Raw genomic sequence first — 26,913 nt, 5'->3', positions numbered from 1 at the left:
TTGAAAAAATTATTGGGCGTCATAGCGGCGGCCCTCGGTGGCTTGCGCGGTCTGCGCGGTGTTGACGGCGTTCTGTCCTGCTGCCTGGCTGACGGCCTTGTCCGCGGCAGCCTGGCCGGTCACGCAGGCTTCGTCGAGCGAGCCGTCGGCGGCGCGCGTCACGACCGAGTACACGGCCTTGTCGGCCACGCTGACCTTGCGCACGCCGGATTTGGTGATCGTCACCTGTGGTGCCGGCGCGGCCACGCCTCGCGCCATGCGCGCATTGGCGGCCGATGCGGCCTTCGGCACGAGGGCGCGGTATTCCTCCGCGGTCGGCGCGCGCAGCTGGCCCGTCTCGGCATCGCGCACCACGACCAGGCCCTTGTCCATATTCCTTGCGGCGGGCTGCTCGTCGCCGGCCATGGCGCTGCCCGACATGCCCAGCGCGGCGAGGGCCAGGCCGGCGCCGGCGGCCGCGCGGCGGCTGCGGCGCGCCATGAAGCCCACGCCGGCCAGGCCCAGGCCCAGCATCATCCAGGTGGACGGTTCCGGCACGGCGGATACGCTCACGCTGTCGATGCCGATGAAACCTGCCGTGTCGTAGTTGCCGGAGTAGTGGAATGCGAAGCGGCCGGTGTTCGTGCCGCTGACCTGCGCCGTGTACTTCGTCCAGCCGTCCGTGTAGTCGCCCGCGCCGATGGTCAGCAGCGTGTTCGTGTAGCCGGACGCAGCGGTCCCGGTACCGAACAGCACTTGCAGCGTGTCTGCGCTGCCGTAGTCCGGCGCATTGCGCGTGTAGAACGTCAGCACGGTGGTGCCGCCGAGGGTGACTTCCGGCGTCAGCAGCCAGCTGTCGAAATCGCCGCCGGTGGCCTGGCCAACGGCAAACGAGCTACCGATGTAGGAACCGGCAGCGCCGGCCTGCGCATCGAACACTACTGCATCGCCCGGCACCCAGGAAGCGGCACCGATGCTGCCGCTCAGCACCCAGCCCGTCAGTGACGTACCGCTGTCGAACCCTTCGGTCAGGGAGGTCGGCGGGGTGGCCGCATGGGCGGTGGCCGATAGTGTCAGCACCGCGGATGCAAAGAGAGTGAGGAAGGTTTTCATTGATTCACTTTCGTTGACAATGTGGAAGAGGACGCAAAAAATTTTTGCATATTGCAAGATGAGTATAAGACCAATAATTGCCGAGATGATCATGCCTCCCTTACAATTTGTAATGTTTTGCTGATCCGTATCGAAAACACAACCCAACACTCGTTTCCTACGTGAAAGCCCAGTATCCATGCGGGTTTGCGGGGTGCTGCGAAGTACGGCGCTGTCCGCGCGCCATTTCGATATTGACAAACTTTTCGATTAATGGAAGGTAAGGCGGATTTAACACTTTATTTGTCGTTCCCTTGTCCCGAATGGAAGCGCGGGAAGGAATGCGAGTTGCCGGTACGCTATTGAAGGCGGGTACAATGCTGCCTTTATCCTGACCGGCCGAGACGTGACGAACCGCCAACTGTACTTCCGCCTGATGCGGCAATTCACCCCTTATAACGGCGTGCTGCTCGTCACGTTGTGCGCAGTCGCCGTGGCGTCGCTGACGGACGTGCTGCTGATCAGCCAGCTGAAGAATGTCGTCGATTCGCTCAGCCCGGGGGGCATCGCCCACGGCGGGGTGGCCAGCAGCGGCGTGCTGGCAACCGTGCAGGGCTGGATCAACCGCCTCGTGCCGGTGAATGCGGCGCAGGCGGCACTGTGGACAGTGCCCGCCATCATCATGGCCCTGGCCATCCTGCGCATGGTCAGCAGCTTTTCCGGCGACTACGGCTCGGCGTGGCTGAGCAACCGCGTGCAGGCCGATCTGCGCGGCAGGATGTTCGCGCGCATCCTGCGGCTGCCGAACGGCTTCTTCGACGTCTCCTCGACAGGCACCACGCTGTCGCGCGTCACCTACGATGCCAACCAGGTCTCGCAGGCCGGCCTGAATGTCGTCAACGTGGCGGTGCGCGATTCGGTCGCCACCGTGGGCTATCTGGTGTCGATGTTTGCCTACGACTGGCAACTGGCCGTGTTCTGCCTCAGCCTCCTGCCGCTGGTGGCGGCCGTGGTCACCTTTGCCGGCCGGCGCATGCGCCGGTTGTCGGAAAGCGCGCAGCACGCGATGGGCGAGCTGACGCGCGTGCTGGACGAGAGCATCAGCGGCCAGCGCGTGGTGAAGATCTTCGGCGGCCAGGCGTACGAGGAGGAGCGCTTCGGCGCGGTGGTCAAGCTGAACCGCCAGCTGGCCGTCAAGCAGGCCGCCACGGCCGCGATGAATTCCGGGATCATCATGATGCTGGTGGGCGCCACGCTGTCCGCGGTGATCTACTTCGCACTGCTGCGCGCCCAGGCCAACGAGCTGTCGGCCGGCGACTTCGTCTCCTTCATGGGCGCGCTGCTGGCGATGCAGTCGCCGATCAAGAACCTCACCAAGATCAACGAGCCGCTGCAGCGGGGCCTGGCCGCGGCGAAATCCGTGTTCGGCCTGATCGATGCGCCCGTCGAGGACGACGCCGGGAAGCAGCCGCTGGCGCGCGCGCAAGGCCGCATCGAGCTCGATGCCGTGGCCTTCACCTACGGCGTGCAGGCCGATGCCGCACCGGCGCTGGCCGGCGTGTCGCTGGACATCCGCGCCGGCGAAACGGTGGCGCTGGTGGGCGGTTCGGGCAGCGGCAAGACCACGCTGGCCAGCCTGCTGCCGCGCTTCTACGACGTGACGGGCGGGCGCATCCTGCTCGATGGCGTCGACGTGCGCGACTACCGCCTGGCGGACCTGCGCGCCCAGATCGCGCTCGTCAGCCAGGACGTGGTGCTGTTCAATGACACGCTGGCCGCCAACATCGCCTACGGCGACCCGGCACCGGACCAGGCGCGCATCGAAGCAGCCGCCCATGCCGCGCATGCCCACGAATTCATCGTGCGCCAGCCGCAGGGCTATGCCACGCAGGTGGGCGAGAACGGCCTGCGGCTGTCCGGCGGCCAGCGCCAGCGCCTGGCCATCGCCCGCGCGCTGTACAAGGACGCGCCGATCCTCGTGCTGGACGAGGCCACCAGCGCGCTGGACACGGAATCGGAGCGCCTGGTGCAGGCGGCGCTGGAGCGGCTGATGGAGGGCCGCACCACGGTCGTCATCGCGCACCGGCTGTCCACCATCGAGAACGCCGACCGCATCGTCGTCATGCAGGGTGGCCGCATCGCCGAAAGCGGCACGCACGAGGCCCTGCTGGCGCAGGGCGGCATGTATTCGCGGCTCTACCAGACGCAGAAGCAGGCGACGTAAGCGCCAGCAGGACCGGCCAATGTCCTGGTGCCAGGCACCGGGACATTCAGACGCGGAAGCAGCGCGTCTCGGTGCCCGGCACGGGAACGCTGGCACACAGGCAGCAGGACACTGGTTGCATCACTTCGTCATCAGGTAAGCCGCCATGTCGCGCGCATCCCGTTCCGACACGCCCAGGTTCGGCATCGTCGACTGCGGGTCGATGTCCTGCGGCTGGCGGATCCAGTGCACCAGGTTGTCCGGCGTGTTCGGCAGCATGCCGGCGACATACTTGCGCTGGCCGAGTCCCTTCAGCGGCGGGCCGACCGAGGTGTCCGGCCCCGTCACGCCGGGGATCTTGTGGCAGGCGTGGCAGGCGTACTGGGCGAGCGCCGTGCGGCCCCGTTCGAGATCCGGCTGGGGCGCGGGCGGCAGGGCGGGCGCCGGCGTCAGGCCTTCCTCCACATTCGCCACCTGCGCCTTGTAGTCGGCCGCGGTCAGGGTCGGCATGCGCCCCAGGAAGGCGGTCAGCGACCACAGTTCCTGGTCTGTCAAATGAAATTCCCAGGCCGGCATGCCGGCCATCTTGATGCCGTGGCGCGTGATCCAGTACAGCTCCGCCGGCCGCCAGCGCCGCGCCGCATCCACCAGCGGGCCGGGTACGGGCTGCGTGCTGCGGCCGATCGGATCGGGCGCCACGCCGGGGCCGCCGTGGCACTGCTGGCAGTGCTGGCCATACAGGCGCGCGCCGATGCGGACCTGCGCGTCGGCCCGGGCGGCCGGCAGGGACGGCGGGTCGGGGATGTCGCGCGCGTGGAACCGCACCGATTCCTTCAGGCCCTTCTCGAGCAGCGTGTGGACGAACTGGAAATGGGTGCGGGTGGCGGCCACGTTGTACCAGCCGGCCTCCATCACGGTGTAGCCCACCAGGGCGGCGCCGGCGCCCAGCACGCAGGTGGTGGCGGCGGCGGTCTTGGCGATGAGGCGGAAGCGGTTGGAAGTCATGCAGCAGTCAGGGGTGTGAAGTCAGGGGCGTGAAGTCAGGGTCGTGAATCGTGGTTCATGCGTGGCCATGCCATGTCGTGGCGATGCGCCATGATGCCGCAGCCGGCCGCGCGCACCGTTGAAAAAAGGATCATATTGTTTCTTGTATTATATGGATTCCCCCGGTTCCTGCAGGAAGAGTGCGTGCGCGCTACAGAACAACGTCCGGTGCATGCGGCCTGCTGCGCGCTGCTCCTCATTTCCACCCTGATGCTGGCCGGCTGCGGCAAGGATGAACCGCCCGTGCAGCGCGTGGCCGGCGGCGATGTCGCGCGCGGCAAGCAGCTGCTGGTGCAGTTCCAGTGCGGCGCGTGCCACACGATCCCCGGTGTCGAGGCGGCGCGCAGCACGGCGGGACCGCCGCTCGAGCATTTCGGCATCCAGAGCTATGTCGCCGGCCGCCTGCCGAACTACCCCGATCCGCTGGTGCGCTGGATCGTCGATCCGCCGGCCGTCAAGCCGGGCACGCTGATGCCGAACCTGGGCGTCTCGCCGGAAGATGCGCGCCACATGGCGGCCTACCTGTACACCCTGCGATGACGGCAGAAGCGTTGCCGCCGCCCGCCCTGCAGTCGGTCCTGCAGTCCGCTCTATCTCCGGCCGGTCCGGATGCCGCCGTCATCCACCAGCTGGGCTGGGTGATGACGGTGGGCGCGACCGTCATCCTGGTTGCCGTCATGTGGCTGGTGTTCCGCGCACTGCGTGCCCGCAAGCCGGTGCGCAACCGCGTGTGGATCATCGGCGGCGGGCTGGTGTTCCCGCTGGTGGTGCTGACGGCGCTGCTGCTGTGGAGCCTCGTCAGCACGTCGCGGCTCACACAGCCTTCATCGCAGGATGCGCTGCGCATCGCCGTGACCGCCAAGATGTGGTGGTGGGAGGTGCGCTACACGGACCCGGCGACCGGCCGCGACATCGTGCTGGCCAACGAGATCCGCATTCCGGCCGGCCGCGCCGTCTACCTGGGCCTGACGACGAGCGACGTCATCCACTCCTTCTGGGTGCCCGCGCTGGCCGGCAAGGTGGACATGGTGCCGGGCCGCGTGCATGGCCTGAACATCCGCGCAGAACGGCCCGGCATCTGGCGCGGCCAGTGCGCCGAATTCTGCGGCCAGCAGCATGCGAAGATGGCGCTGCACGTGGTGGCGCAGCCGCCCGCCGAATTCGACACGTGGTTGACGGCGCAGGCGCAGCCCGCACCCGAACCGGCATCCCCGCAGCTGCTGCGCGGCCGGCAGGCCTTCCTGGAGCGCCGCTGCCAGGCCTGCCACACCGTGCGCGGCGTGGCCGAAGGCGGCAGCGGCGGGCCGGACCTCACCCACGTCGGCAGCCGCCTGTACCTGGCTGCCGGCACCATGCCCACCCACCAGGGCACGCTGGCCGGCTGGATCGCCGATCCGCAGGCCGTCAAGCCCGGGGTGCGCATGCCCGCCGCCACCGGCCTCGCCGGCGCCGACCTGCGCGCGATGGCCGACTGGCTGGCGTCGCTGAAATGACCGCCATGCACAGACTCCCCAGCACGACACCACGCCCGCCCGAGGAGCTGAAGCAGCTCGAGGACGTCTGGCGCACGCCCACCGGCTGGCGCGTGTTCTCGGCCGTGAACAACACGACGGTCGGCCTGCTGTACATCGGCACGTCGCTGCTGTTCTTCCTGCTGGCCGGCGTGCTGGGGCTGATGATCCGCGCCCAGCTGGCCGTGCCGGACAACACGCTGCTGTCCGCCGCCACCTACAACCAGGTGTTCACGATGCACGGCACCGTGATGATGTTCCTGTTCGCGATCCCCGTCGTGGAGGCGATCGCCGTCTACCTGCTGCCCAACATGCTGGGCGCGCGCGACCTGCCGTTCCCGCGGCTGTCGGCCTACGCGTTCTGGGCCTATGCGCTGGGCGGTCTCGGTTTCTTCTGCACGCTGTTCGTGGGCCTGGCGCCGGATGGCGGCTGGTTCATGTATCCCCCGTTGACGGGCAAGGCGTATTCGCCGGGCCTGAACGCCGACTTCTGGCTGCTGGGCATCGGCTTCATCGAGATCTCGGCGATCGCCGGCGCGATCGAGCTGATCGTCGGCATCCTGTTCACCCGCGCGCCCGGCATGACGCTGTCGCGCATGCCGGTGTACGCGTGGGCGATGCTGGTCGTCGGCGTGATGATCGTGTTTGCCTTCCCCGCCGTGATCGCGGGCACCGCGCTCCTCGAACTGGAGCGGGCGTTCGACTGGCCGTTCTTCATCGCCGAGCGGGGTGGCGACCCGATCCTGTGGCAGCACCTGTTCTGGTTCTTCGGCCATCCGGAGGTGTACATCATCTTCCTGCCGGCGGCCGGCATGGTGTCGACGATGATTCCCACGATCGCCGGCACGGGGCTGGTGGGGCGGCGCGCCGTCATCGTCGCCGTGGTGGGCGTGGGCTTCTTCAGCTTCGGGCTGTGGGCCCACCACATGTTCACGGCGGGCATCGGCACGCTGGAAGCGGGCTTCACGTCGGCGGCCAGCATGGCGGTGGCCGTGCCGACGGCGATCCAGCTGTTCGCCTGGCTGGGCACGATGTGGAAAGGCCGCATGCGGCTCACGCCGCCGGCGCTGTTCCTGCTCGGCTTCCTGTTCATCTTCGTGCTGGGCGGGCTGACGGGCGTGATGGTGGCCGTGGTGCCGTTCGACTGGCAGGTGCACGACAGTTATTTCATCGTCGCGCACTTCCACTACGTGCTGATCGGCGGGATGGTGTTCCCCATGTTCGCGGCGCTGTGCTACTGGCTGCCGCTGGTGAAGGGGCATGTCATCGACACGCGCTGCGCCACCTGGTCGTTCGGGCTGATGTTCGGCGGCTTCAACCTGGCGTTCTTCCCGATGCATCTCACCGGGCTGCTGGGCATGCCGCGGCGCGTCTACACGTATCCGTCGGGCCTGGGCTGGGAACTGCTCAACATGCTCTCGACGGTGGGCTCGTTCGTGTTCGCCGCCGGCGTGCTGCTGTTCTTCCACGGGATGATCCGGTCGCTGCTGCGGCCTGAAAAGGAGCCCGGGAATCCGTGGAACGCGGGCACGCTGGAATGGCTGCCGAACGACTGCTACGGCGTGCGCAGCATCCCGCAGGTGGAATCGAACGATCCGCTGTGGGACCACCCGGCGCTGGCGCGCGAGGTGGAAGAGGGCGCGCACTGGTTGCCCAACACGGCGACGGGCAAGCGCGAGACGATCGTCACCACGCCCGTCGATGCGAAGCCGCGCTACCTGCTGGTGCTACCGACGGACAGCTGGCTGCCCTTCGTCTGCGCCGCCGGCACCGCCGGCTTCTTCCTGCTGTCGACGGCGAAGTTCACGGTGTCGGCCTGGCTGTGCGGCGCCGTGGCCATCGTCACGCTGCTGATGTGGCTGTGGGAGTCGGACCGCCCGCAGCCGCTGCGCATCGCCAGGGTGGCGGACGACGTCACGCTGCCGGTCGGTGCCAGCGGCACGGCCAGCCACTCATGGTGGGCCACCGTGATCATGCTGATCGTCGACCTGGGCATCTTCCTGTCGTTCCTGTACGCCTATGTGCACGTGTCGATGCGGATGGAGATCTGTCCGCCGCCCGGCATGCGGCTGCCCGATCCATGGCGGCCGGTGCTGGCGACGGGGCTGCTGCTGGCCAGCGCGGGCCTGGTCGCGCTGGCGCGGCGCCGTCCGCTGGAAGGCGGGCAGGGCGTGCTGCGCTGGGCCCTCGCGCTGGCCATCGCGCTCGGCATCGGCGGCTTCGCGCTGGAGCTGACGGGGCAGATCGCCGGCGGCCTGAACCCGGTGCGCAACGCCTGGGGCGCGGCAGTGGCGACGATGCTGGCCTACCAGGGCATGCACCTGCTGCTGTGCACGGCCGCCGCCGGCTGGGTAATCGCCCGCTCGCTGTGCCGCCACCTGACGCCGCACAGCCGCGGCTCGCTCGATAACGCCGCGCTGATCTGGTACTACACGGTGCTGCAGGGCGCCATCATCGCCGCTGCCGTGCACGTGTGGCCGCGGCTGATGGCGTAAGGAGAGGACGATGGGTGACGGCTTCTTCGTGAAACTGTGGCGCGGCACGGCGCCGCTGGTGCTGTGGGCGGCGCACTTCTTCTTCTGCTACCTGTATTCGGCCGCGCAGTGCGGCAGGGGGACGTGGCTGGTGCTGGGTATCGCGACCGTGCTGGCGCTGGCTGCCGCCCTCTGGCTGCTGTGGCGGGCCTGCCGCCGCGAGGGAACGGCCAGCGAAGGGATGCTGCCGCTGGCCGAAGGCGCCAGCGCGCTGCTGGCCGTCATCGGCATCGGCTGGGGCGCGTTGCCGCTGGTCTTGCTGGAACACTGCTGAAGAGCTACTGGAGTACCTTGCCGCGGCAAGGGCGCAGCCATGCGGGGTCGCACTTCTTCCAGACACCCCGATACGGCCGGACGCCATTACTGCCGCGTTCGTGTCACGGTGCCTGGCACCATGACACGAGCTGGACATTAGAGGGCTAGAAGGAATACACCAGCGTCACGGAGGTCTGGGTATCCGTGTTCTTCTTGTCCTCGGGGACGTTGGAGTCGCTGCGGGCGCTGAACGCGGCCTTCATCTGCATGGTGCCGTTGATCTTGGTGGACAGTGCCGTCTCGGCCGTCGAGTGCACGTTCGACGTGCCCCGTTCCACGGCCACCGACTGCGAGAACGACGCCGACGGGCTGATCTGCCAGCGCACGTTGGCGGCGCCGCGCACCGTCATGCCGTCTTCTTCCTCGCCCGTGGAACGGGTGCCGGAGAAGTAGCCGGGGCCGACTTCCACCTCGACCAGCTTGGTGGGGGTGCGGTACAGCTGCCGGCCGTGACCGATCGATACGGACGAATAGCGCGTGTAGGCGCCGAAGCGGTCGTTCACGTGCGAGCCCAGGAAGTACAGGCGCGAGCCTTCGTTCATCAGCTTGTACGCGGCCTTGGCGGACAGCGCAAAGCGTTCCGCCGAGCGCACGTAGGCCTTCTGGCCGTCGTCGTCGTGCGTCTGGTCTTCCTTGAAGAAGCCGCTGAGGATGTACTGGTTGCTCCAGTCCTCCAGCTCCTGCCGGGCATCGATCTTGCCAGTGATGGAGGTGCCGGTGGTATTGCCGCTGGTGCTGATCGCGCCCAGCTCGGCGGAGGTGTTCCAGGTGCGTTCTTCGAAGGTGTCGGCGGCGAACGCGGCGCCATGCCCGAGGGCGAGCGCGGTGATGAGTAGATGCTTGGAGTTCATAGGCTGACTGTTGGGGCGGAGTACGCCGTGTGAAAACAGTAGAGGCGACATTGTACCCCAGCGGACCCGGCGGCGCCCGCACGGCGCACCGCTATCCCATCGGTATCGCATCGGTATCGCACCGGTGCGGTGCCCTGTTGCGGCCGCATGTTGGATGGCGAACGGAGCGCAACGGACCCCGCTGCCACACTGGGCATATTACGAGGAGATCCGATGAAACCCGACGAACTGGTGACCGATCCGCCGGCCGCGGCCCGCGCCGCGGGGCTGCGTTATGTGAGCGATGCGAAGCCCGGCATCACGCGTGCCGGCGAGCCCGGCGCGTTCCGCTACCTCGGTGCGGACGGCGCGAAGGTCGCCGACGAGGCCACGCTGGCGCGCATCAAGTCGCTCGTCATCCCGCCGGCCTGGACGGATGTGTGGATCTGCGCCCAGCCGGCCGGCCACCTGCAGGCCACCGGCCGCGATGCGCGCGGCCGCAAGCAGTACCGCTACCACCCGACATGGCGCAGCGTGCGCGACGAAGTGAAGTACGAGCGCATGATCGCGTTCGGGCAGGCGCTGCCGGGCATTCGCCACGCCGTCGACGCGGCGCTGTCGCTGCCCGGGCTGCCGCGCGAGAAGGTGCTGGCCACCGTCGTGCACCTGCTGGAAGCGACCATGATGCGCATCGGGAACGAGGAATACGCGCGCGAGAACAAGTCCTTCGGGCTCACCACGCTGCGCAACCGGCACGTGCACGTCGACGGCAAGGAAGTGGAGTTCCGCTTCCGCGGCAAGAGCGGCGTGTTCCACGACGTGAAGGTGGCCGACCGCCGCCTGGCGCGCATCATCGACCGCATGCGCGACCTGCCGGGCCAGGAACTGTTCCAGTATGTCGACGGCGACGGCACCACGCACGCCATCGATTCCTCCGATGTCAACGAGTACCTGCGCACCATCACGGGCGAGGACTACACGGCGAAGGACTTCCGCACCTGGTCGGGCACCGTGCTGGCCGCGCTGGCGCTGCAGGAGTTCGAGAAGTTCGATTCGGAGACGCAGGCCAAGAAGAACATCGTGCGCGCCATCGAATCGGTCTCGAAAAAGCTGGGCAACACGCCATCGGTCTGCCGCAAGTGCTATGTGCACCCGGTGATCCTGGAGGCCTATCTGGACGGCACCGAGCTGGCGGCCCTGCGCGCGCGCGCCGAGGCGGAATTCAGCAAGGAGCTCCATACGCTGCAGCCGGAAGAGGCGGCCGTGCTGGCACTGCTGCAGCAGCGGCTGCGGCAGGCCGCGCAGGAGATCAAGCCGAAGCAGGGCGCCACGCGGAAAAGGGCGGCGAAACTGGCGCCCGGATCGGAAACAAGTGCGGTGAAAAGCGCAGATAAGAGCGCACAAAAAAGCGCGGCGGCAAAGAAGCCGAGGACGCGTGGCACCGCACGCACCACCGCAGCCTGACCTTCCGATGTGCCATGCAAAACGGCGCTGCATGCAGCGCCGTTCTGTCGTGCGCAGCGCCCCGGGCGGCGCTGGCAGAACGCTTACTTGGCGAACGCCTTCTTCAGGCCTTCGTTGGCGAAGTTCTGGGCATCCATCGCCTTCGGCACCACGGCGCCCATGCCGAAGAACTCGTGGGTCACGCCATCGAACTGGCGATAGTCCACCTTCACGCCGTCCTTCTTCAGGCGCTCGGCATACATCGCGCCTTCGCTGTTCAGCGGATCGATCTCGGCCGTGATCACGGTGGCCGGCGGCAGGCCCTTCAGCGATGCGGCCTTGCCCGGCAGTGCGTAAGGGCTCTTCGGATCGGCGCCGTAGTGCTTGAAGAACCACTGCATCATCGGCTTGTTCAGCGGCTTGGCGTTGGCGTTGCGCTGGTACGAAGGGGTGTTCATGTCGTCGCCCACGACCGGATAGATCAGCAGCTGGTGCACCGGCAGTTTCACCTGCTTGTCGCGCGCCATCAGCGACACGACGGTGGCCAGGTTGCCGCCGGCGCTTTCGCCCGCGACGGCCACGCGGCTGGCATCACCGTTGATCTCCTTGGCATGGCCCAGCACCCACTGGTAGGCGGCGAAGGCATCGTTCGGCGCGGCCGGGAACTTGTGCTCGGGCGCCTGGTGGTATTCGACGGAGACCACGACGGCCTTCGATCCGGCGGCAATGGCCTTGACCGACGATTCGTACGTCTTCGTATCGGCGATCACGAAGCCGCCGCCGTGGAAGTACACCACGACCGGGAACGGACCGCTGCCCGGCGGCGTGTAGACGTACAGGGGGATCTTGCCGGCCGGGCCGTCGATGCTCATCTGCTTCATCGTCACGCCATCCTTCGGCGGCGCCTTGCCTTCGTCCTTCATGACCTTCATCGTCGCATCGGTGGCGGTCGGCTGCTTGCGGGCTTCTTCGGGAGTCAGGGTTTCGATCGGCTTCCCGCCCAGCGACGCCAGCGCATCGAGCACCTTCTGCATCTTCGGCTCGGCCTTCGGCGGCTCCTTGCTGTCCAGGGCGAAGGCGGTGGTGGTGGCGATCATGCCGGCGATGGCCAGCGAAATGGTATTGAATTTCATTGTCACTCCTTGATTGATGTGGCCCCATGATCGGAGATACGGTCGCGTTGCTTGGTGCGACAGCACACGCATACCAGGGACATCCGCTGGAAATGTGACGCGCAGCGTGCGTCGTTCAACAAAGCGTGCGACTGGAGCCTTTGTCCATGCAGGCATGCTCCTACGTCCTGGACAAATACTTCTGGCTATCGTGGTTTCCGGGCACGCTTCCGACCTGCGCATGCGCCGTGCTCCTACGACCGGCCCGGTCGCACCATGCAACAATAATCACTCTTTACAGACGAAGGAGCATGCCATGAAGCTCAAGACATCAATGAAGCTCGACACTGCACTGCTGTTGGCCGCCGCCCTCGGTTCGGGTGCCGCCATGGCGCAGACCGTCACGACGCCTGCCGGTGGCGGGGTGGCCAGTGGCCAGGTCAATACCGGGGTCAACACTGCCGTGAATACGGGGTCGTACAACGCGGGAAGTCCCGGCACGACGCAGTCGACCACCCGCAGTGCCCCGGCACCCGCGCCTGTGGCAGCCACCGTGCCGCAGTCCGGCGCGATCGGCACGCCCGGCGTCACGGCACCGCTCGGAACGATCGGCAGTCCCGCCGGCACCATGACCACGACCGGGACGCCGATGGCCGGCACGCCCCCCACGAATGGCGCCACCGGTGTCGGCACCGTGAACGGCAATACGGGTGCGTACAACGGCAGCGCTGCCAACACTTATAACGGCGTAACGGGTACCAGCAGCGGCGTGACGACGACGGGCACCAACCGCACGACCAGCACGCGTGGCGCGGTGGGGAGCCAGGCGGGCGGTACCAGCTACGGCAGTTCCACCATCGGCACGACGGGCGGCGGGGCAATGACCGGCACGACCGGTACTAGCGGGGTGACCACCGGCACGAGCGGCATGACCAACGGGACAAGCGGAACCACCACGGGTGCGAGCGGCACGGGCCTGGGCACGAGCGGCACCACCACGGGCACCAGTGGTACCGGTACTGGCACGAGCGGCACCACCACCGGCACCAGCGGCACGGGCGCAGGAACGGGCGCAGGAACGGCGGCAGGCACCGGCACTACTGGCGGAACGCCCGGCCGGTGAGCGCGCTCCGACGCTGCGAAGTGCTGGTGATCGGCGGCGGTCCGGGCGGGCTGACCGCCGCGATCTACCTGCGCCGCTTCCGGCGCGACGTGATCGTGGCCGACAAGGGCAACAGCCGCCTGTCGCTGATTCCGATCAGCCATAACTATCCCGGCTTTCCGGGCGGCGTGCCGGGCACCGAGCTGCTCGGACGGCTGCGCGAGCAGCTCGGCTGCTATGGCGGCCGGGTCGAGCACATGGACATCACGGCCGTGCGCAAGGAAGGCGACATCTTCATCGCCAGCCATGCGGACGGCGAGATCCACACGCCCGTCATTGTGATGGCCACCGGCGTGGCGGACGAAGGCCTGCCCGTCGAGCGCTGGCACGAAGCCGTCGCCAGCGGCGCCGTGCGCATGTGCCCCGTGTGCGACGGCTACGACATTCTCGACAAGAAAGTGGCGGTCGTCTCGCAGCCGCACAACCGCACCGGCCACGCCCTGTTCATGCGCACCTTTTCCTCCGACGTCACCCTGTTCGAACGCGATCCCGATCATGATGGCCATACCGAGCCGCTGTCCGGCGAGGAAGCGGAGAAGCTCCGGCTGGCCGGCGTACGTTACGTGGACGCGCCGCTGCAGGGCGTGACGCTGACCGATGGGCTGCTGCCCGTGCTCCACACGGCCGACGGCACCGATGAAACCTTCGATGTGCTGTACCCGATGCTCGGCGAGAACGCCCGCTCCACGCTCGCGGCCAGCCTGGGCGCGCAGTGCGGCGACTGCGACAAGGTGATCGTCGACGACCACCAGCGCACCACGGTGCCCGGCCTGTACGCGATCGGCGATGTCGTCGTGGGCCTGAACCAGATCAGCGTGGCGACCGGTCACGCCGCGGTGGCCGCGACGGCGATCCACAACGCGCTGCCCTGGCAGTTCCGCAAGCAGGCCCAGGACTCCGATCCCGGCGAGGTGCCATGAAAAAACGGCGGCCAGTGGCCGCCGTTTGCGCGTGCGTGCACGTCCTGCATCACCGGCCCGCGAAGGCCGGCAACGCAAGTGCCGTCAGCCTGCCGTGCCGGCACCCGCGGTGGCGGCGCTCAGCTTCTGCGACGTGGCTGGTGCCAGCGCGGCGCCGGAGGCCGGCGTCGGCAGCGGGCTGACCTTCTCGGACGTCACGCCGTACGACAGGTCTTCCGGCGTCGTCAGGCGCGCGAAGTTGCGCGAAGGTTCCGTCGTTTCGATCAGTTCGCGCATGCGTTCCGCGGTCTTCTCCCACGAGGTGTTGGCCACCACGTCGCGCATCTTCTGCACCATCTCGGCCGTCTGTTCCGGCGTCTGTGCCAGGGCAGCTTCGCAATGGGCCACGAATTTCGCGGCGCTGTGGCCGATCGCGACCACGTGGCCGTAAGGCTGCACCACGTCCTTGATCGGGGTCGAGACGATCGGCAGTTCGGCGGCCATGTATTCCAGCACCTTGGTCGGGCTGATGAACTTGGTCGCTTCGTTCAGCGCGAACGGCATCATCGCCACATCCCACCCGGCCAGGAATTTCGGCAGCTCGTCATAGGTGCGCTGGCCCATGTAGTGGATGTTGGTGCGCTGTGGCAGGTGCGCCGGATCGATCTTCACGACCGGGCCCACCAGCACGATCTGCCATTCCGGATGCGCGTCGGCGACGGCCGCGGCCATGTCCAGGTCGAAGCGCTCGTCGATCACGCCGTAGAAGCCCAGGCGCGGATGCGGAATGTGTTCCTGGTCCGGATGCGAGGCGCTGCGGTCCAGGGCGTGCGCAAAGTGCTTCGCATCGACGGAGCTGGAGAAGCAGTGCGCGTTCGCATGGCGGGTGCGCTTCGCCTCGTACAGGCTCGGGCCGCCCGTGAACACCAGGTCGGCGATGCTGAGCAGGGCGCTTTCGCGCTGCAGCAGCTGGCGCGGCGGGTTCTTGAAGGCGGACAGTTCGTCCATGCAGTCGTAGATCACCAGGCTGGCGTGCAGCTGCGGCAGCAGCGGCAGGGCCATCGGCGTGTAGAACCACACGATCGGATCTTCGCCTTCCGGCACCAGTTCGGCGACCATCGGCTGCAGCAGCGGGATCTGGTCGTCGTGGAAGCCCCACTGATGGACCGGCGTGTGCGGCTGGCACACGGTGATGTTCGGCGCGGGGTTCCACTTCTTCATGAAGCTTTCGCCATCATGGTGGATCGGCTCTTCCACCAGCACGATATTGTAATGTTTGGCCAGGCGCGTCAGCAGATGCTGCGGGCGCTGGAAAACGAAGTCCCAGCGCAGATGGCAGAACACGATAATGGTCGACATAGCTTCTCCCTTGCCCGATACGGGTCGATAGTAGTGTTTAAAAATGGTCGCGCTTCCGGTACTGCAGGTGCTGCAATTTCTTGTTGTAATGCGTAGCGCTTGTTATGTTTCCGTCGACTCCGGCGGTTCGGGAACGACCAGCTGCACGCTGCGCGTGGCGGCACTGATCTGTTCGAACGGTATCTTCGGCGTGCGGTCCGCGTTGAGCAGGCCGTTTGCTTCCTGGTACGTGTCGGCGAACTGCGTGTAGCAGAAGCCGGAGAACATCTGTGTTTCGTTGACGACCTTCAGCAGTTCCGTGTAGGCCTCGTAGAACGCTTCCGGCGTGTTCGCCCGCGAATAGCCCCAGGTGTGCGTCTCGGGCTTCTGCGTGTCGAAGGCGATGCCGCCGAATTCCGTCAGCACGATCGGCTGGCCGCGGTGCGGGAAGCCATCCAGCGTCAGGATGCGGCCGCCGGGACGGCGCTGGTCGAACAGCGTGCGGGCCGGGTCCTGCACTTCGTAGCGCGCCTTGATGCGCTGCGGGTCGCTGTCGTAGTCGTGGATGCCGAGGATGTCGGTGGCCGACGCTTCCCAGCCATCGTTGCCGATCACGGGGCGGGTCGAATCCATCATCCGCGTCATGTGGTACAGCGCCTCGACGGCATTGCGATGCGCCTGCATCGACGTCAGGTTCGGCACGCCCCACGACTCGTTGAACGGCACCCACACGATCACGCAGGGGTGGCTGTAGTCGCGTTCGATCGCTTCCTGCCATTCCTTGATCAGGCGCGTCATCGATTTCGGGCTGAACGCGTAGGCGGAAGGCATTTCTTCCCACACCAGCAGGCCCAGCTTGTCCGCCCAGTACAGGTAGCGCGGATCCTCGATCTTCTGGTGCTTGCGCACCCCGTTGAAGCCCATCAGCTTGGCCAGTTCAACGTCGCGCTTCAGAGCCTCGTCGTTGGGTGCCGTGATGCCGCTGTCCGGCCAGTAGCCCTGGTCGAGGACCAGGCGCAGCGGGTAAGGGCGGCCGTTCAGCATGAAACGGTCCCGGTTGATCGTCACCGAGCGCAGCGCCGTATAGGATCGTACCGTTTCCAGCACGACGCCGTCGCACCGCAGCGTCAGTTCCACGTCCAGCAGCGTCGGCCGTTCCGGGCTCCACAGCAGGTCGTTGCGGGAATCGTCGATGCCCGGGTCGGAGATGGCGATCTTGCGATGGGCTTCGTTCCCCATCAGCTTGTATTCGTCGTCGGCCAGCAGCACGTCGCCGTGCATCAGCTTGACTTCGACGGTCAGTTTTTCGCAGCGGTCGCCGGCGGCCAGGATGTCGCAGCCGATCTCGAAGCCGTCGAAGTGCGGCGTCCAGCGCACGCCTTTCAGGTAGGTGGCGGGCACATGCTCCAGCCACACCGTCTGCCAGATGCCGGTGGTACGGGGATACCAGATCGAATGGGGTTCCAGCTGCCAGTCCTGCTTGCCGCGCGGCTTGGCGAGGTCGTGCGGATCGTCTTCCGCCCGCAGCACGATGACCTGGCGCGTGCCGTCCACCAGCGCATCCGTGATGTCGGCGCTGAACGAGGTGTGGCCGCCCTGGTGCTGGGCGACCAGCCGGTCGTTGACCCACACTTTCGCCTCGTAGTCGACCGCGCCGAAGTGCAGCATGGTGCGCTCGCCGCGACCTGCCATGTCGAATTCCAGGCGGTACCAGGCCACCGTGTGGAAGCCCGTGTCGTGGATGCCGGAGAGCTTGGTCTCGGGCGCGTAAGGCACCTCGATCTGGTGCGTCCACGCGATGTCCTGGTCCGGCCGGCAGTAGCGGCAGTCGTCGTCATAGGCGAACTGCCAGGTGCCGTTCAGGTTCTGCCAGTTGTCGCGGACCAGTTGCGGTCGTGGATATTCGAAATCGCTCATCGGTTCCTCGTTGTTATGGATGCGTGATGGCGAACCCCGCGATGGCCGGCAGGCCGTGCGCGATTGCCATGGAGTCGATGCCCCCGGCCGGGGCCGGAAGCGGAGCGCGCACTCGCGGTGCGGCGCCGGCACATGCCCTGGACACTGCGCCCCGCCCCGGGCCGCCAGCCTTGCCCGCCTGCAGCAACGCCGGAGCAGGGCTCCTGCGCTGCCGCATCGCGGGGCGGCCGGCCGGCGTGGCCTGGGACGTGTGGGGCATGAGGCGGTATCCAGTCTTGAAAAGCGTGAAGAAAACTGCACGGGAGTGGATATCTTAACAAGTGTTCCACCGGCCGTCGGACGGTTCCGTGCGGCAATTTCCTTGCCGACAGCTCAGCAGTTTGTAACTCCCGGTCCATCGAAGGGGCGCCGGGGCGGCACCGTAGGCAACCGACTACCGCTGGTCACCAGAATGTAGGACTAATCCGGCAGATTGCTTGGTAGCCTGCTGACAGTCACAGAAGGAAGTTCCGAAGAGACAGCACGCGTTTCAGGCGCCGATCCAGACGTACTTGAAGATAAAGACGAGTGCGATGAGCCAGACGATGGGACGCACTTCGCGCACCCGGCCCGTCAGCAGCTTCAGCGCGGCGTACGTGATGAAGCCGAAGGCGATGCCATGGGCGATCGAATAGGTGAACGGGATCAGCAGCGCCGTGACGGCGGCGGGGATGCTCTCGGTCGTCTCGTTCCAGTCGATCCCGGCCAGGTCGCGCAGCATCAGGCAGGCAACGAACAGCAGCGCCGGTGCCGTTGCGTAGGCGGGCACGGCACCGGCCAGCGGCGAGATGAACAGGCACGCCAGGAACAGCAGCGCGACGACGAGCGCCGTCAGGCCGGTGCGGCCGCCGGCCTGCACGCCCGCAGCGCTTTCCACATACGCCGTGGTGCTCGACGTGCCGAGGGCCGAACCGGCCACGATGGCACAGCTGTCGGCCAGCAGGGCGCGGTTCAGGCGCTGCATCTTGCCTTCGACGAGGAGGCCGGCGCGCGCCGCCACGCCCATCAGCGTGCCGGTCGCGTCGAACAGCTCGACGAGGAAGAACACCAGCACCACGTTCAGGATGCCGGTATGGAAGGCGCCCAGCACGTCGAGCTTGCCGAAAGTCGGTGCCAGCGAAGGCGGCGCCGCGACGATGCCGTGGAAGGTGTTCCCGCCGAAGAAGAACGACAGCACGGTGACGGCCACGATGCCGATCAGGATCGCGCCGCGCACGCGCAGCCGGTCGAGCGTGACGATCAGCAGGAAGCCGACGATGGCCAGCAGTGCGCCGGGCTTGTGCAGGTCGCCCACGGTGACCATGGTGGCCGGGCTGGCCGCCACGATGCCGGCGCTCTTCAGGGCGATCAGGCCGAGGAACAGCCCCAGGCCGACGGTGATCGCGGTGCGCAGCGACGTGGGGATGCCCGTGACGATCATCTCGCGCAGGCCGAACACGGAGACCAGCACGAACAGGCAGCCTGAGATGAACACGGCGCCCAGCGCCACGGTCCACGGCACGCCCATGCCGACCACCACCGCGTACGCGAAGTAGGCGTTCAGGCCCATGCCGGGCGCCATGCCGATCGGATAGTTCGCGTACAGCGCCATGATGCCGGTGCCGAGGGCCGCGGCCAGGCAGGTGGCCACGAACACCGCATCCTTCGGCATGCCCGCATCGGCCAGGATGGTGGGATTGACGAAGATGATGTATGCCATCGTCAGGAACGTGGTGACGCCGGCGATCACCTCGGTGCGCACATCCGTGCCGCTTTCCTTCAGCCTGAACAGTTTTTCGGCGATCGACACGGTGGTTCCCCTGCAATGATAAAGGCGGAGGATACCACCGGGCCGGCCGCGCCGTGGCCGGGCTGGAAATCAGCGCGGCAGGTCCAGGGCCCTTTCGATATCCTCCCAGGCCACCAGCTTGAAGTTCTGCGGGCCGTCTGGCAGGCGCTTGAAGCCATCCTGCACCACGAGCATGCCGCGCGCATAGGCGCCACCGAGGCTGGCCGAGGTCACTTCCAGGCCATCCGTCTCGGACGTGCCGTCGATGCCATCGGCCGCATTGAGCCCGATACGGAACGCACCGCGCACCCGGTAGGGGGCCCTGGCATCGAGCACGACATAACTGTTGCTGCCCTGGCTGGACACGACCAGGTAGCTGCCGCCCGGTGCCCGGTAGATGCCGACACCTTCCACATCGGCCGCCAGCAGGCCGCCGACCGGCAGCACCATCGACAGCTGCGGCGCGCGCTCCGCATCGGCCGGCAGCACCCACAGGCCGCGCCGCTCTTCGCCCACGAACAACTGGCCGCTGTCCTCGTCCGCCACGCAGCCCTCCGGCTGGCTGGCGGTGCGGAAGCGCCGCACCACGCGCGCCGCAAAGCGGCCGTCCTGCCGCTCGATGCGGTAGTGCAGGTAGCGGCCGTCCTTGTCGTTGACGAAGGCATCCAGCCCGCCGCTCGCGGGCCGGTACAGGCAGGTGCCGTAGATCTCCGCCAGTTCGGTGGGCAGGCGCGCCGCTTCGGTCACCACGCCGTCGCCGCCGATGGCAAACAGCACCATGGCGTTCTCGTCGCGGTTCGTCGCCAGCGCCAGGTCGAAGCGCTCGGCGCCGAACGCCACGTCCTGCCGCACGTCGACGTTGTTCAGGCGGCCCGCTTCCAGCAGCTGCGTCTGGCGGCCCTGCAGGTCGTACACCAGCAGGCCCTGTTTCTTGTTGGTGCCGAGGATGCGCGATTGCGCCGGGTCCCGCTGATTGCGCCAGATGGCAGGATCGTCCGCCGCATCGCCGGCCCGCGCCACCGGTTCCGTCTGCGCGCGGGGGAGCACGACCGGCAGTGCTGCCGGCAGGGACGGCGCCTTCAGGCCGAGCGGGACACTGCGCCAGCCGCTGGCATCCTGCGCGAGGAGTCTGCCTTCGCCATCGACGGCAAGGTGCCCCCGTTTGCCCGCCTGCGGGGGAAGCCGAAGCCATCGGCCATCGGCATGGCGCCATGCGTGCAGGATCCCCTTGTCATCCAGTGCGGCGACACCGCCGGGCAGCACGGCCAGTGCGCCGGCGCCGCCAGCCAGCCGGCCGAACGGCGCCGTCAGGTCGACGATCTGCCGCGCCGGCGGACCTTCCGCATCGGCGCGATAGGCCCACAGGCCGGCGCCTTCCTCGGCCACGTACAGCGTGGCGTCCGCATCGTCGACGCGGCAGTGCTTCACGTTCGGCGGCAGCGCCAGCCGGCGCATGCGGCGCGCCGGTGCCGCACCGTCGCCCAGCAGCCACTGTTCAGCCTGGCCATCCTTCGCCACGAGGAACACGTGGACCAGCCGCTGCGCATCGCGGTACAGGCAGGCGGCCTCGATGCCGAAGCCCGTTTCCGGCAGCGGCGGCAGGGCCTGCAGCGTGCCGCCGGCAACCCGCACCGGCACGGCGCGTTCGGCATTGGCGTCGATGACGATGGCCAGCGCGCCATCGCCGTCACGCCGCACATCGAGCTGGCGGCCGCGGATCGGCAGGCGCGCCCGCGCATCGCCGCCGACCAGCTGCAAGGCGTTTTTTTCGAGCGCCAGCCAGCCGCCAGGAACGGCGGCGACGTCACGCGCACCGGGCGGTATCGTCGGGAGGACTTGCGCACGTGCCGCGAACGCGGCGGCCAGGGCGACCACGGTCAGTACGGCGCGCATCAGAAGAGGCTCGCTTTCAGGCCGATCTTGTAGGTGCGGCCATACTGTTCGTACTGCATGTTGTGGGCCTTCACGCCCTGGTAGACGTAGTATTTTTCGTTATTGAGGTTGCTCGCTTCGAACGACAGCTGCCAGCGCCGGCCGAACTGCCAGGCCAGCGACAGGTCCACCTGCTTCTGGCTGTCGACGATATGGTCCTGCATCGGATCGAGCACGTCGCCGCCCAGTTCCAGCAGGAACGGCGACTTGTAGTTCACCGCCACCCGCGTGCTGACGGGACCATATTCGTAGCCGACCATCACGTTGGCCATGCGGTTCGACTGGCCCGGCATGCGGATCTTGCGCGTCACGCGCGCGCCGGCCTCCGCGCTGAAGCTGTCGATGATGGCATCGGACGAGGTGATGGCGCCGTTCACGCCCACCAGCAGGCCGTTGAACGGCGCCGGCAGCATGCGCAGCGGCTGCTGGTACGACAGCTCGATGCCTTTCACCTTTGCGCTGGACCCGTTCGCATACGAGGTGGCGGTGGTGTAGTCGGCCCACTGTCCCGTGCCGGCCAGGTTGGTCGCGTAGGTGAAGTTCTTGATGTCCTTGTGGAAGACATAGGCGGACAGCGTGCCGTCCTTGCCCAGGATGCGTTCGATGCCCAGGTCGAGATTGTGCGACTTCAGCGGCGCCAGGTCCGGATTGCCGATGGTCGCTTCGGTGGACGAGTCCAGGCTGATGCCGGGCGCCAGCTGGCTGAAGTTGGCGCGCACCACCGCATTGCTCCAGGCGGCGCGGATGCTCGTGGCGCCGTCGACCTCGAAACGGCCCTGCAGCGTGGGCAGCCAGTTCGTGTACGAGCGGCCCGCGCGGTGCGCCGAGATCGTGTCGCCGTCGACCTGCTGGCCGGCGGCCGTGAAGCGCGTGTGCTCGGCGCGCACGCCGGCCAGCACCGACCAGCCCTCGCGGCCGAAGGTGCCCTGCAGGTAGCCGGCGTCGATGTCTTCCTGCATGGCGAAGTCGTCCAGCGCCGATTCGGCCGCAAGCTGGGCGCCGGCGCGCGGCAGGCCGGCGATGCGGGCGCGCACCGCGGCAGGATCGATGGCCTGGCCGATCGGGCCGAAGGCGTAGTCCAGCGTATCGGGCCGCACGAAGGCGCTCAGGGACGTGCTGCCGGCGCCCCAGTAGTTGGCGCTGCTGCTCTTGCTGCTGTTGTAGGCCCACTGGTTGGTGTCGTTGTCCTTGTCGCGGCGGCTGGCCTTGGCGCCGAACTTGATGGCACTCTTCCAGTCGCCCATGTCGAGATCGCGGCCCAGGTCAAAGCGCGCCTGGGTGGCCTTGTCTTCCGAGTAGCGCTGCTGCAGCGTGATGGTATTCAGCGCATAGGACGACGCGTCGAACGCGCTGGCCGGCGCCACCAGGCGCGGTGCGACGGTGTTCGTGAAACCCACCCCGTTCGCGCTGCTGCGGAAGCGCGCATCGTTGATCGATTCCGGCGTGTCGTCGGTGGCGCGGCTGGCGGCCGCTTCCAGGTGCAGCTTCCACGCATCGAAACGGTTGTCCGCGCTGGCCGTCAGCGAACCGATCTCCTGCGTGACCTTGCGCTGGCGCAGACGGCGTTCCAGGCGCGCCTTGGCCGTCTCGCCTTCGGCCAGCGCTTCCGCGTCATTCGAAATGCTGCTGACAGTCAGGCGGTCGCGCACTTCGTCGTCCGAGAAACGGCTGACGAAGCCGCGCAGCGCGTAGCTCGACGCCGCATCGGGACGCCAGTCCAGGTTCAGCGCCGCGGCATGGCGTTCGCGCACCGGCAGGTAGTCGCGCAGCTCGAATCCTCCGAGGCGATTGCCGGACCAGGCGCCGCCCGTCTCCACATTGTCCGAACCGAACTTGCGTTTTTCGCCCGACAGGCCGGCCGCCACGCCCACCGTGTCGTTGGCGAAGCGCTGGGCCCACAGCAGGTTGCCGGAAGGGCTGGTCCGGTCCGTGTTGGTGTCGCGGCTGGCGGCCGCGCCCACCGTCAGCACCTTGCCCGGCAGGTCGAAGGCGGACAGCGTCTTGATTTCCACGGTGCCGCCCAGCGAACTGGCATCCTGGTCGGGCGCGAGCGTCTTCGACACTTCCAGCGAGCGGATCAGGCCGGCCGGCAGCACGTCGAGCGCGACGGCCCGGCGGCCGGCTTCCGGCGACGGTACCAGCGCACCGTTGATCGTGACGGCATTCAGGTCCGCATCCAGGCCGCGCACCACCACATAGCGGCCTTCGCCCTGGTCGCGCTGCACGGCGACCCCGGGCAGGCGGGCCAGTGCCTCGGCCGCGTTCTTGTCCGGCAGGCCGCCGATATCGTCGCTGGAGACGACGCTGACGATGTTGTCGGCCTTTTCCTGGGCCGCGATGGCGCGCGCCAGGCTGACGCGCTGGCCGGCGATGACGACCGTGTTGTCATCAGCTCTGGCGTCGCCGGCGGCGTACGCGCTGGCGGTGGCCAGGGCCAGGACGGTGAGGGCGGGGAGGGGGAGGTGGCGCATGGTGGATGGGTGGAAGTGGAAGACGGCCGGATTCTAGGGAGGCAATGTGACCGATCGGTGACAGCGTGGCCGCAACCGGCAGTGTGCCGGTCCCCGATCGGCGCCGGTGAGCTGAATTGACCCGGCGATCGCGCCGCGCAGCCTGCGCACCGCTGCGGCTGCGGCGCCTTCTCATGAAAACCGTGAGCCGTTTGCACCCGGGCCGTGGCGCAACGGCCGGCCTGCCTGTCATGCACGTGTCATCTCCGCACGCTAAGCTGCAGGGTCGATCCTATGCCTCCGCCATGAACACCATCCAGCGCCACGCCTGCGTCGCCACCGCCATCGCCTGCGGTGCCTGCTTCCTCCTGTATGCCGGCATCGGCACCCATAAACCGTTCGACACCTGGCACTGGATGGATATCTTCGGCGAGGGCGGCACGGCGGTGATGGCGATGACCTGGTGCCTGATCGTGCTGGGCAGCCGGCCGGACGGGCGCGTGACGCGACTGCTGGCCGGCGGCCTGGCCGCCATCATGTTCGGCTCGTGGGCCGACTGCATGGACGAGTTCTACCGCATCGACAAGGCCGCGCTGTGGGACAACGCACTGGAAGCGCTGGTGCCGTTCGGGATGCTGGTCCTGACCGCCGGCCTGCATTACTGGAAGGCCGAACAGGCCAGCCTGAACGACCACCTGAAAAAACGCGAGCGGCTGTTCCGCGACCACCGTGGCCTGGACCGCGTGACGCAGCTGGCCGATGCCCGCTACCTGCGCGCCCAGCTCAAACGCGAGCGGGCCAGCAACGGTGGCGTGTGCGCGCTGGTGCTGCTCGACATCGACGGCTTCCACCGCGTCAACCGCGAGTTCGGCCAGGACGAAGGCGACCGGGTCCTGCAGGCCGTCAGCCACATGCTGCTGCTGAACCTGCGCAACGACGATCTGCTGTGCCGCTACGCGGGCGACCGCTTCGCCGTGCTGCTGCCCGGGCTGGACGAGGCGGCCGCGCGCGACGTGGCCGTGCACCTGTGCCGCATGGTGGCCATGATGCGCCACCATGCGGGTGGCCGGGCGGTGGCCCTGTCGCTGCGGCACGGCTGCGCACTGACGGACGGCACCGCCACCGACGGCGGCGCGGACGGCATCTTTCCCGACAACCTGCTGGCAGCGCTGTGCCGCCAGGTGGACGCCGCGTGATCGCCTGGCACGCCGCCAGCGAACCATCGATCCCGGCGCAGCAGCAGCCGGCGCTGGCGCTGGCCTTCGCCCGCGGGCGCGACGACCGCGACAGCCTGCTGTTGCGCGGTACGGCCTGGTCGGGCGATGCTGCGCCGGGCGACCTGCTGGCGCCGGCCCAGTACCTGCAGCTGCTGGCCAATACCTTCAAGGTGCTGGACAGCAGCGACACCAGCTTCATGCTGGGGCAGCAGCTCCTGCCGGGCCATGACGGCGCCGTCAGCAACGCGCTGGTGCAGGCACCGGACCTGCGCACGGCGCTGGCGATCCTGTGCCGCTGGCATGCCCGCCTGACGCCGCTGCTGCGGCCCCGCGTGGAAACCTGGGGCGGCGTGGCGGCACTGTACTGGGTGGACAGCCATGGTGCGCCGGGCCTGCGGCCAGCGCTGGTGGAGATGCACATGACGGCCGTCGTGGCGCTGTGCCGCTGGCTGGGCGGCGAACGCCTGCCGTGGCGCTTCTGCTTCAACCGCGCGGCACCGCGGCACGTGGAGCAGCACCAGGTGCACCTGGGCAGCGCCCTGCGCTTCGACTGCCATTTCGATGCAATGCTGATCGATGCGGCGCTGCTCGACCAGCCGTGGCCGCGCGGCAGCGCCCTGGCCGCGCAGCTGGCGCTGCGCGCGGCGGAAGGCGAACCGGTGCGGCCGGCGGGACTGCTGGCAGCGCTCTACGACTACCTGCTGGAGCGGGTTCGGCTGGCACCGGCGCTGGAAGCGACCGCCGCCGATTTCGGCGTCAGCCTGGCCACCTTCAAGCGGCAGCTGGCGCGGCACGGCACGCACTTCCAGGCCGAACTGGACCAGGTACGCACGCACGTGGCGTTGTGGCTGTTCCAGTCGCAGGATGCCGACAACGATGCCGTGGCACGCTACCTCGGCTTCCACGACGCGGCCAACTTCCGCCGCTCGTTCAAGCGCTGGACCGGCCAGCCGCCACTGCTGCTGAAGGCCGCGCTGGCCGGCGCGCTCGGCGGGGGCGGCTGAGCGGCCTGTGGAGCCGCCTATTTAGAGCGGCTATATAGCGGCTATATAGCGGCTATATCACGGCCATAAAAACGGCGATAAACCCGCGATAAAACGGCGATAAAGCGGCGATAAAGCGGCGATAAACCGGCAGGTACTTTGTAAAGTGCTCGGTCAGTTTGACCAACGCGGCGGGTGCCAGTCCCACAGCCGTCATGTAACGCATCTCCATTTCCTGGGCGGGATGCTCTATCGCCCGCAAATGCCCTCGAAAGCCTTTAAATGTACGACTCGGCAGTCGCGAAAGAGTTCAATCCAGGCCATTGGAGAGCGAAAGAGGGCAACGTGCAGCAATCGGAGAAAATTTCCCAGAGGGGTAACTACATTCCAGCTGTTCACAAGCTGCGGCGTGATGCGTGAATGCCGAATTGGGACGGGGAATGCCGCGCAGGCTTGCTGGGATCACGTCATGCGGCGTGTAAACCCAAAGCGTGCTGTTCGCGAATACCTGACGGCATGGCTTCACCGGAAAACGTCAAACAGGTGATACAGCGCGGACTGGCAGCGCCTGATGGAGAATACGCATCAGCCCGTTCCAGATGGCCGCTGGCAAGGAAGACCAGGCAGCGAAAATAAGTCGGAAGAGGAACTGGTTCAGTCATGAAAATGTTACCCCTCTGGGAAACTTTTTCCAATTTTGAGTCGTGGCGCTCTTTTGCGCTCGATTGCCCTCGAATGCTCTCCAGCGGCTCCGGCGTAGAGGGCAAAAGAGGGCGTTTGACGGCAAAAAAGCGGAAGGCTGGAAATATGAAGAAAATTCACTTGACGGAGTTGGGCAGGACACCCACCCTGTTCGTGGCGCGACGAACTCGACTGTGGTGACGAATCGGCGGTCCGTGTCCGCGCCGAACTGCTTCCTTTCAGCTTCTGCCGCTGCTACCGCCGCTGCCGCTGCCGCTGCCGCTGCCGCTGCCGCTGCCGCTGCCGCCGTTGGCGCCGCTACCGCCGCTGCCGCTGCCGCTGCCGCTGCCGCTGCCGCCGTTGGCGCCGCTACCGCCGCTGCCGCTGCCGCTGCCGCTGCCGCCGCTGCCGCCGCTGCCGCTGCCGCTGCCGCTGCCGCTGCCGCCGCTGCCGCTGCCGCCGCT

21 protein-coding genes are annotated in these 26,913 nt (G+C 67.5%); 10 read left to right on the top strand and 11 right to left on the bottom strand.

Going from position 1 to position 26,913, the window contains the following annotated elements:
• Nucleotides 1–9 precede the first annotated feature (9 nt).
• Nucleotides 10–1,092, bottom strand: a complete 1,083-nt coding sequence (locus IP91_RS06940; RefSeq protein ID WP_158643102.1) for a choice-of-anchor J family PEP-CTERM protein — start codon at nt 1,090–1,092, stop codon at nt 10–12.
• Nucleotides 1,093–1,477: 385 nt separating this feature from the next.
• On the opposite strand from IP91_RS06940, the gene msbA reads away from it, so the two are divergent.
• Complete coding sequence (gene msbA, locus IP91_RS06935; protein WP_145648083.1) at nt 1,478–3,295, top strand: lipid A export permease/ATP-binding protein MsbA; 1,818 nt, start codon at nt 1,478–1,480, stop codon at nt 3,293–3,295.
• A 120-nt stretch (nt 3,296–3,415) separates the two neighbouring features.
• On the opposite strand, the gene IP91_RS06930 is transcribed toward msbA, so the two are convergent.
• On the bottom strand, nt 3,416–4,279 hold the full coding sequence (locus IP91_RS06930; protein WP_145648082.1) for a c-type cytochrome: 864 nt from the start codon (nt 4,277–4,279) through the stop codon (nt 3,416–3,418).
• 183 nt (nt 4,280–4,462) lie between these two features.
• On the opposite strand from IP91_RS06930, the gene IP91_RS06925 reads away from it, so the two are divergent.
• From IP91_RS06925 to IP91_RS06910, 4 genes are read left to right on the top strand one after another with little or no spacing between them, the layout of a single operon-like run.
• A complete protein-coding gene (locus tag IP91_RS06925) occupies nt 4,463–4,858 on the top strand; it encodes a c-type cytochrome (protein WP_229474031.1) in 396 nt (131 codons plus the stop codon).
• The gene (coxB, locus tag IP91_RS06920) at nt 4,855–5,811 is read left to right on the top strand and encodes a cytochrome c oxidase subunit II (RefSeq protein ID WP_145648081.1); all 957 of its coding nucleotides are present in this window, start codon (nt 4,855–4,857) and stop codon (nt 5,809–5,811) included. Before IP91_RS06925 ends, coxB begins: the two co-directional genes overlap by 4 nt.
• Nucleotides 5,808–8,324: a cbb3-type cytochrome c oxidase subunit I gene (locus IP91_RS06915; RefSeq protein ID WP_145648080.1), complete on the top strand. Its 2,517-nt coding sequence runs from the start codon at nt 5,808–5,810 to the stop codon at nt 8,322–8,324. The genes coxB and IP91_RS06915 overlap by 4 nt, the downstream gene beginning before the upstream one ends.
• 10 nt (nt 8,325–8,334) lie before the next feature.
• Entirely contained in the window at nt 8,335–8,637 is a 303-nt protein-coding gene (locus tag IP91_RS06910; protein WP_145648079.1) for a hypothetical protein, read from the top strand.
• 145 nt (nt 8,638–8,782) lie between these two features.
• On the opposite strand, the gene IP91_RS06905 is transcribed toward IP91_RS06910, so the two are convergent.
• Nucleotides 8,783–9,529 (bottom strand): DUF481 domain-containing protein, encoded by a 747-nt coding sequence (locus IP91_RS06905; RefSeq protein ID WP_145648078.1) that lies wholly within the window; start codon nt 9,527–9,529, stop codon nt 8,783–8,785.
• Between the two features lie 213 nt (nt 9,530–9,742).
• On the opposite strand from IP91_RS06905, the gene IP91_RS06900 reads away from it, so the two are divergent.
• Nucleotides 9,743–10,972: a DNA topoisomerase IB gene (locus IP91_RS06900; RefSeq protein WP_145648077.1), complete on the top strand. Its 1,230-nt coding sequence runs from the start codon at nt 9,743–9,745 to the stop codon at nt 10,970–10,972.
• 83 nt (nt 10,973–11,055) lie between these two features.
• Here IP91_RS06900 and IP91_RS06895 read toward each other — a convergent pair whose 3' ends face one another.
• Nucleotides 11,056–12,084, bottom strand: a complete 1,029-nt coding sequence (locus IP91_RS06895; RefSeq protein WP_199754526.1) for an alpha/beta hydrolase — start codon at nt 12,082–12,084, stop codon at nt 11,056–11,058.
• A gap of 295 nt (nt 12,085–12,379) precedes the next feature.
• Here IP91_RS06895 and IP91_RS06890 point away from each other — a divergent pair, with 295 nt between their 5' ends.
• Nucleotides 12,380–13,186 (top strand): hypothetical protein, encoded by an 807-nt coding sequence (locus tag IP91_RS06890; RefSeq protein ID WP_145648076.1) that lies wholly within the window; start codon nt 12,380–12,382, stop codon nt 13,184–13,186.
• A complete protein-coding gene (locus IP91_RS06885) occupies nt 13,183–14,145 on the top strand; it encodes an NAD(P)/FAD-dependent oxidoreductase (RefSeq protein ID WP_145648075.1) in 963 nt (320 codons plus the stop codon). The genes IP91_RS06890 and IP91_RS06885 overlap by 4 nt, the downstream gene beginning before the upstream one ends.
• An 84-nt stretch (nt 14,146–14,229) precedes the next feature.
• Here the strand turns inward: IP91_RS06885 and IP91_RS06880 are convergent, their stop codons facing one another.
• The 5 genes from IP91_RS06880 to IP91_RS06860 form a co-directional block, all read right to left on the bottom strand.
• On the bottom strand, nt 14,230–15,483 hold the full coding sequence (locus IP91_RS06880) for a glycosyltransferase (RefSeq protein ID WP_145648074.1): 1,254 nt from the start codon (nt 15,481–15,483) through the stop codon (nt 14,230–14,232).
• 102 nt (nt 15,484–15,585) lie between these two features.
• Nucleotides 15,586–17,379 carry a glycoside hydrolase family 2 protein gene (locus tag IP91_RS06875; RefSeq protein WP_145648073.1) on the bottom strand — a complete coding sequence of 598 codons (1,794 nt, stop codon included), beginning with the start codon at nt 17,377–17,379 and terminating at the stop codon, nt 15,586–15,588.
• Nucleotides 17,380–17,908: 529 nt separating this feature from the next.
• Nucleotides 17,909–19,201, bottom strand: a complete 1,293-nt coding sequence (locus tag IP91_RS06870; protein ID WP_371860607.1) for an NCS2 family permease — start codon at nt 19,199–19,201, stop codon at nt 17,909–17,911.
• 75 nt (nt 19,202–19,276) lie between these two features.
• Nucleotides 19,277–21,079 carry a phytase gene (locus IP91_RS06865; protein ID WP_145648071.1) on the bottom strand — a complete coding sequence of 601 codons (1,803 nt, stop codon included), beginning with the start codon at nt 21,077–21,079 and terminating at the stop codon, nt 19,277–19,279.
• Nucleotides 21,079–23,589: a TonB-dependent receptor gene (locus tag IP91_RS06860; RefSeq protein WP_145648070.1), complete on the bottom strand. Its 2,511-nt coding sequence runs from the start codon at nt 23,587–23,589 to the stop codon at nt 21,079–21,081. Before IP91_RS06860 ends, IP91_RS06865 begins: the two co-directional genes overlap by 1 nt.
• A gap of 284 nt (nt 23,590–23,873) precedes the next feature.
• Between IP91_RS06860 and IP91_RS06855 the strand changes: the two genes are divergently transcribed.
• On the top strand, nt 23,874–24,764 hold the full coding sequence (locus IP91_RS06855) for a GGDEF domain-containing protein (protein WP_145648069.1): 891 nt from the start codon (nt 23,874–23,876) through the stop codon (nt 24,762–24,764).
• Nucleotides 24,761–25,789 carry an AraC family transcriptional regulator gene (locus tag IP91_RS06850; protein WP_145648068.1) on the top strand — a complete coding sequence of 343 codons (1,029 nt, stop codon included), beginning with the start codon at nt 24,761–24,763 and terminating at the stop codon, nt 25,787–25,789. Before IP91_RS06855 ends, IP91_RS06850 begins: the two co-directional genes overlap by 4 nt.
• A gap of 52 nt (nt 25,790–25,841) precedes the next feature.
• Here the strand turns inward: IP91_RS06850 and IP91_RS25985 are convergent, their stop codons facing one another.
• Both IP91_RS25985 and IP91_RS25980 read right to left on the bottom strand, forming a co-directional pair.
• Nucleotides 25,842–25,994, bottom strand: a complete 153-nt coding sequence (locus IP91_RS25985; RefSeq protein ID WP_158643101.1) for a hypothetical protein — start codon at nt 25,992–25,994, stop codon at nt 25,842–25,844.
• A gap of 694 nt (nt 25,995–26,688) precedes the next feature.
• The coding region (locus IP91_RS25980; protein ID WP_199754525.1) for a hypothetical protein at nt 26,689–26,913 on the bottom strand (225 nt) is incomplete at its 5' end.

It is taken from the genome of Pseudoduganella lurida (genome assembly GCF_007830455.1).
In the GTDB taxonomy this organism is placed as follows: domain Bacteria; phylum Pseudomonadota; class Gammaproteobacteria; order Burkholderiales; family Burkholderiaceae_D; genus Rugamonas; species Rugamonas lurida.
This window is presented reverse-complemented; position numbering and strand designations above follow the sequence as displayed.

Excerpts from the sequence above, each read along its gene's own strand:
- IP91_RS06940 (WP_158643102.1), bottom strand. The coding sequence starts at position 1,092 with ATGAAAACCTTCCTCACTCTCTTTGCATCCGCGGTGCTGACACTATCG.
- IP91_RS06930 (WP_145648082.1), bottom strand. The coding sequence starts at position 4,279 with ATGACTTCCAACCGCTTCCGCCTCATCGCCAAGACCGCCGCCGCCACC.
- coxB (WP_145648081.1), top strand. The coding sequence starts at position 4,855 with ATGACGGCAGAAGCGTTGCCGCCGCCCGCCCTGCAGTCGGTCCTGCAG.
- IP91_RS06915 (WP_145648080.1), top strand. The coding sequence starts at position 5,808 with ATGACCGCCATGCACAGACTCCCCAGCACGACACCACGCCCGCCCGAG.
- IP91_RS06910 (WP_145648079.1), top strand. The coding sequence starts at position 8,335 with ATGGGTGACGGCTTCTTCGTGAAACTGTGGCGCGGCACGGCGCCGCTG.
- IP91_RS06905 (WP_145648078.1), bottom strand. The coding sequence starts at position 9,529 with ATGAACTCCAAGCATCTACTCATCACCGCGCTCGCCCTCGGGCATGGC.
- IP91_RS06900 (WP_145648077.1), top strand. The coding sequence starts at position 9,743 with ATGAAACCCGACGAACTGGTGACCGATCCGCCGGCCGCGGCCCGCGCC.
- IP91_RS06895 (WP_199754526.1), bottom strand. The coding sequence starts at position 12,084 with ATGAAATTCAATACCATTTCGCTGGCCATCGCCGGCATGATCGCCACC.
- IP91_RS06890 (WP_145648076.1), top strand. The coding sequence starts at position 12,380 with ATGAAGCTCAAGACATCAATGAAGCTCGACACTGCACTGCTGTTGGCC.
- IP91_RS06880 (WP_145648074.1), bottom strand. The coding sequence starts at position 15,483 with ATGTCGACCATTATCGTGTTCTGCCATCTGCGCTGGGACTTCGTTTTC.
- IP91_RS06875 (WP_145648073.1), bottom strand. The coding sequence starts at position 17,379 with ATGAGCGATTTCGAATATCCACGACCGCAACTGGTCCGCGACAACTGG.
- IP91_RS06865 (WP_145648071.1), bottom strand. The coding sequence starts at position 21,079 with ATGCGCGCCGTACTGACCGTGGTCGCCCTGGCCGCCGCGTTCGCGGCA.
- IP91_RS06860 (WP_145648070.1), bottom strand. The coding sequence starts at position 23,589 with ATGCGCCACCTCCCCCTCCCCGCCCTCACCGTCCTGGCCCTGGCCACC.
- IP91_RS06855 (WP_145648069.1), top strand. The coding sequence starts at position 23,874 with ATGAACACCATCCAGCGCCACGCCTGCGTCGCCACCGCCATCGCCTGC.
- IP91_RS25985 (WP_158643101.1), bottom strand. The coding sequence starts at position 25,994 with ATGCGTTACATGACGGCTGTGGGACTGGCACCCGCCGCGTTGGTCAAA.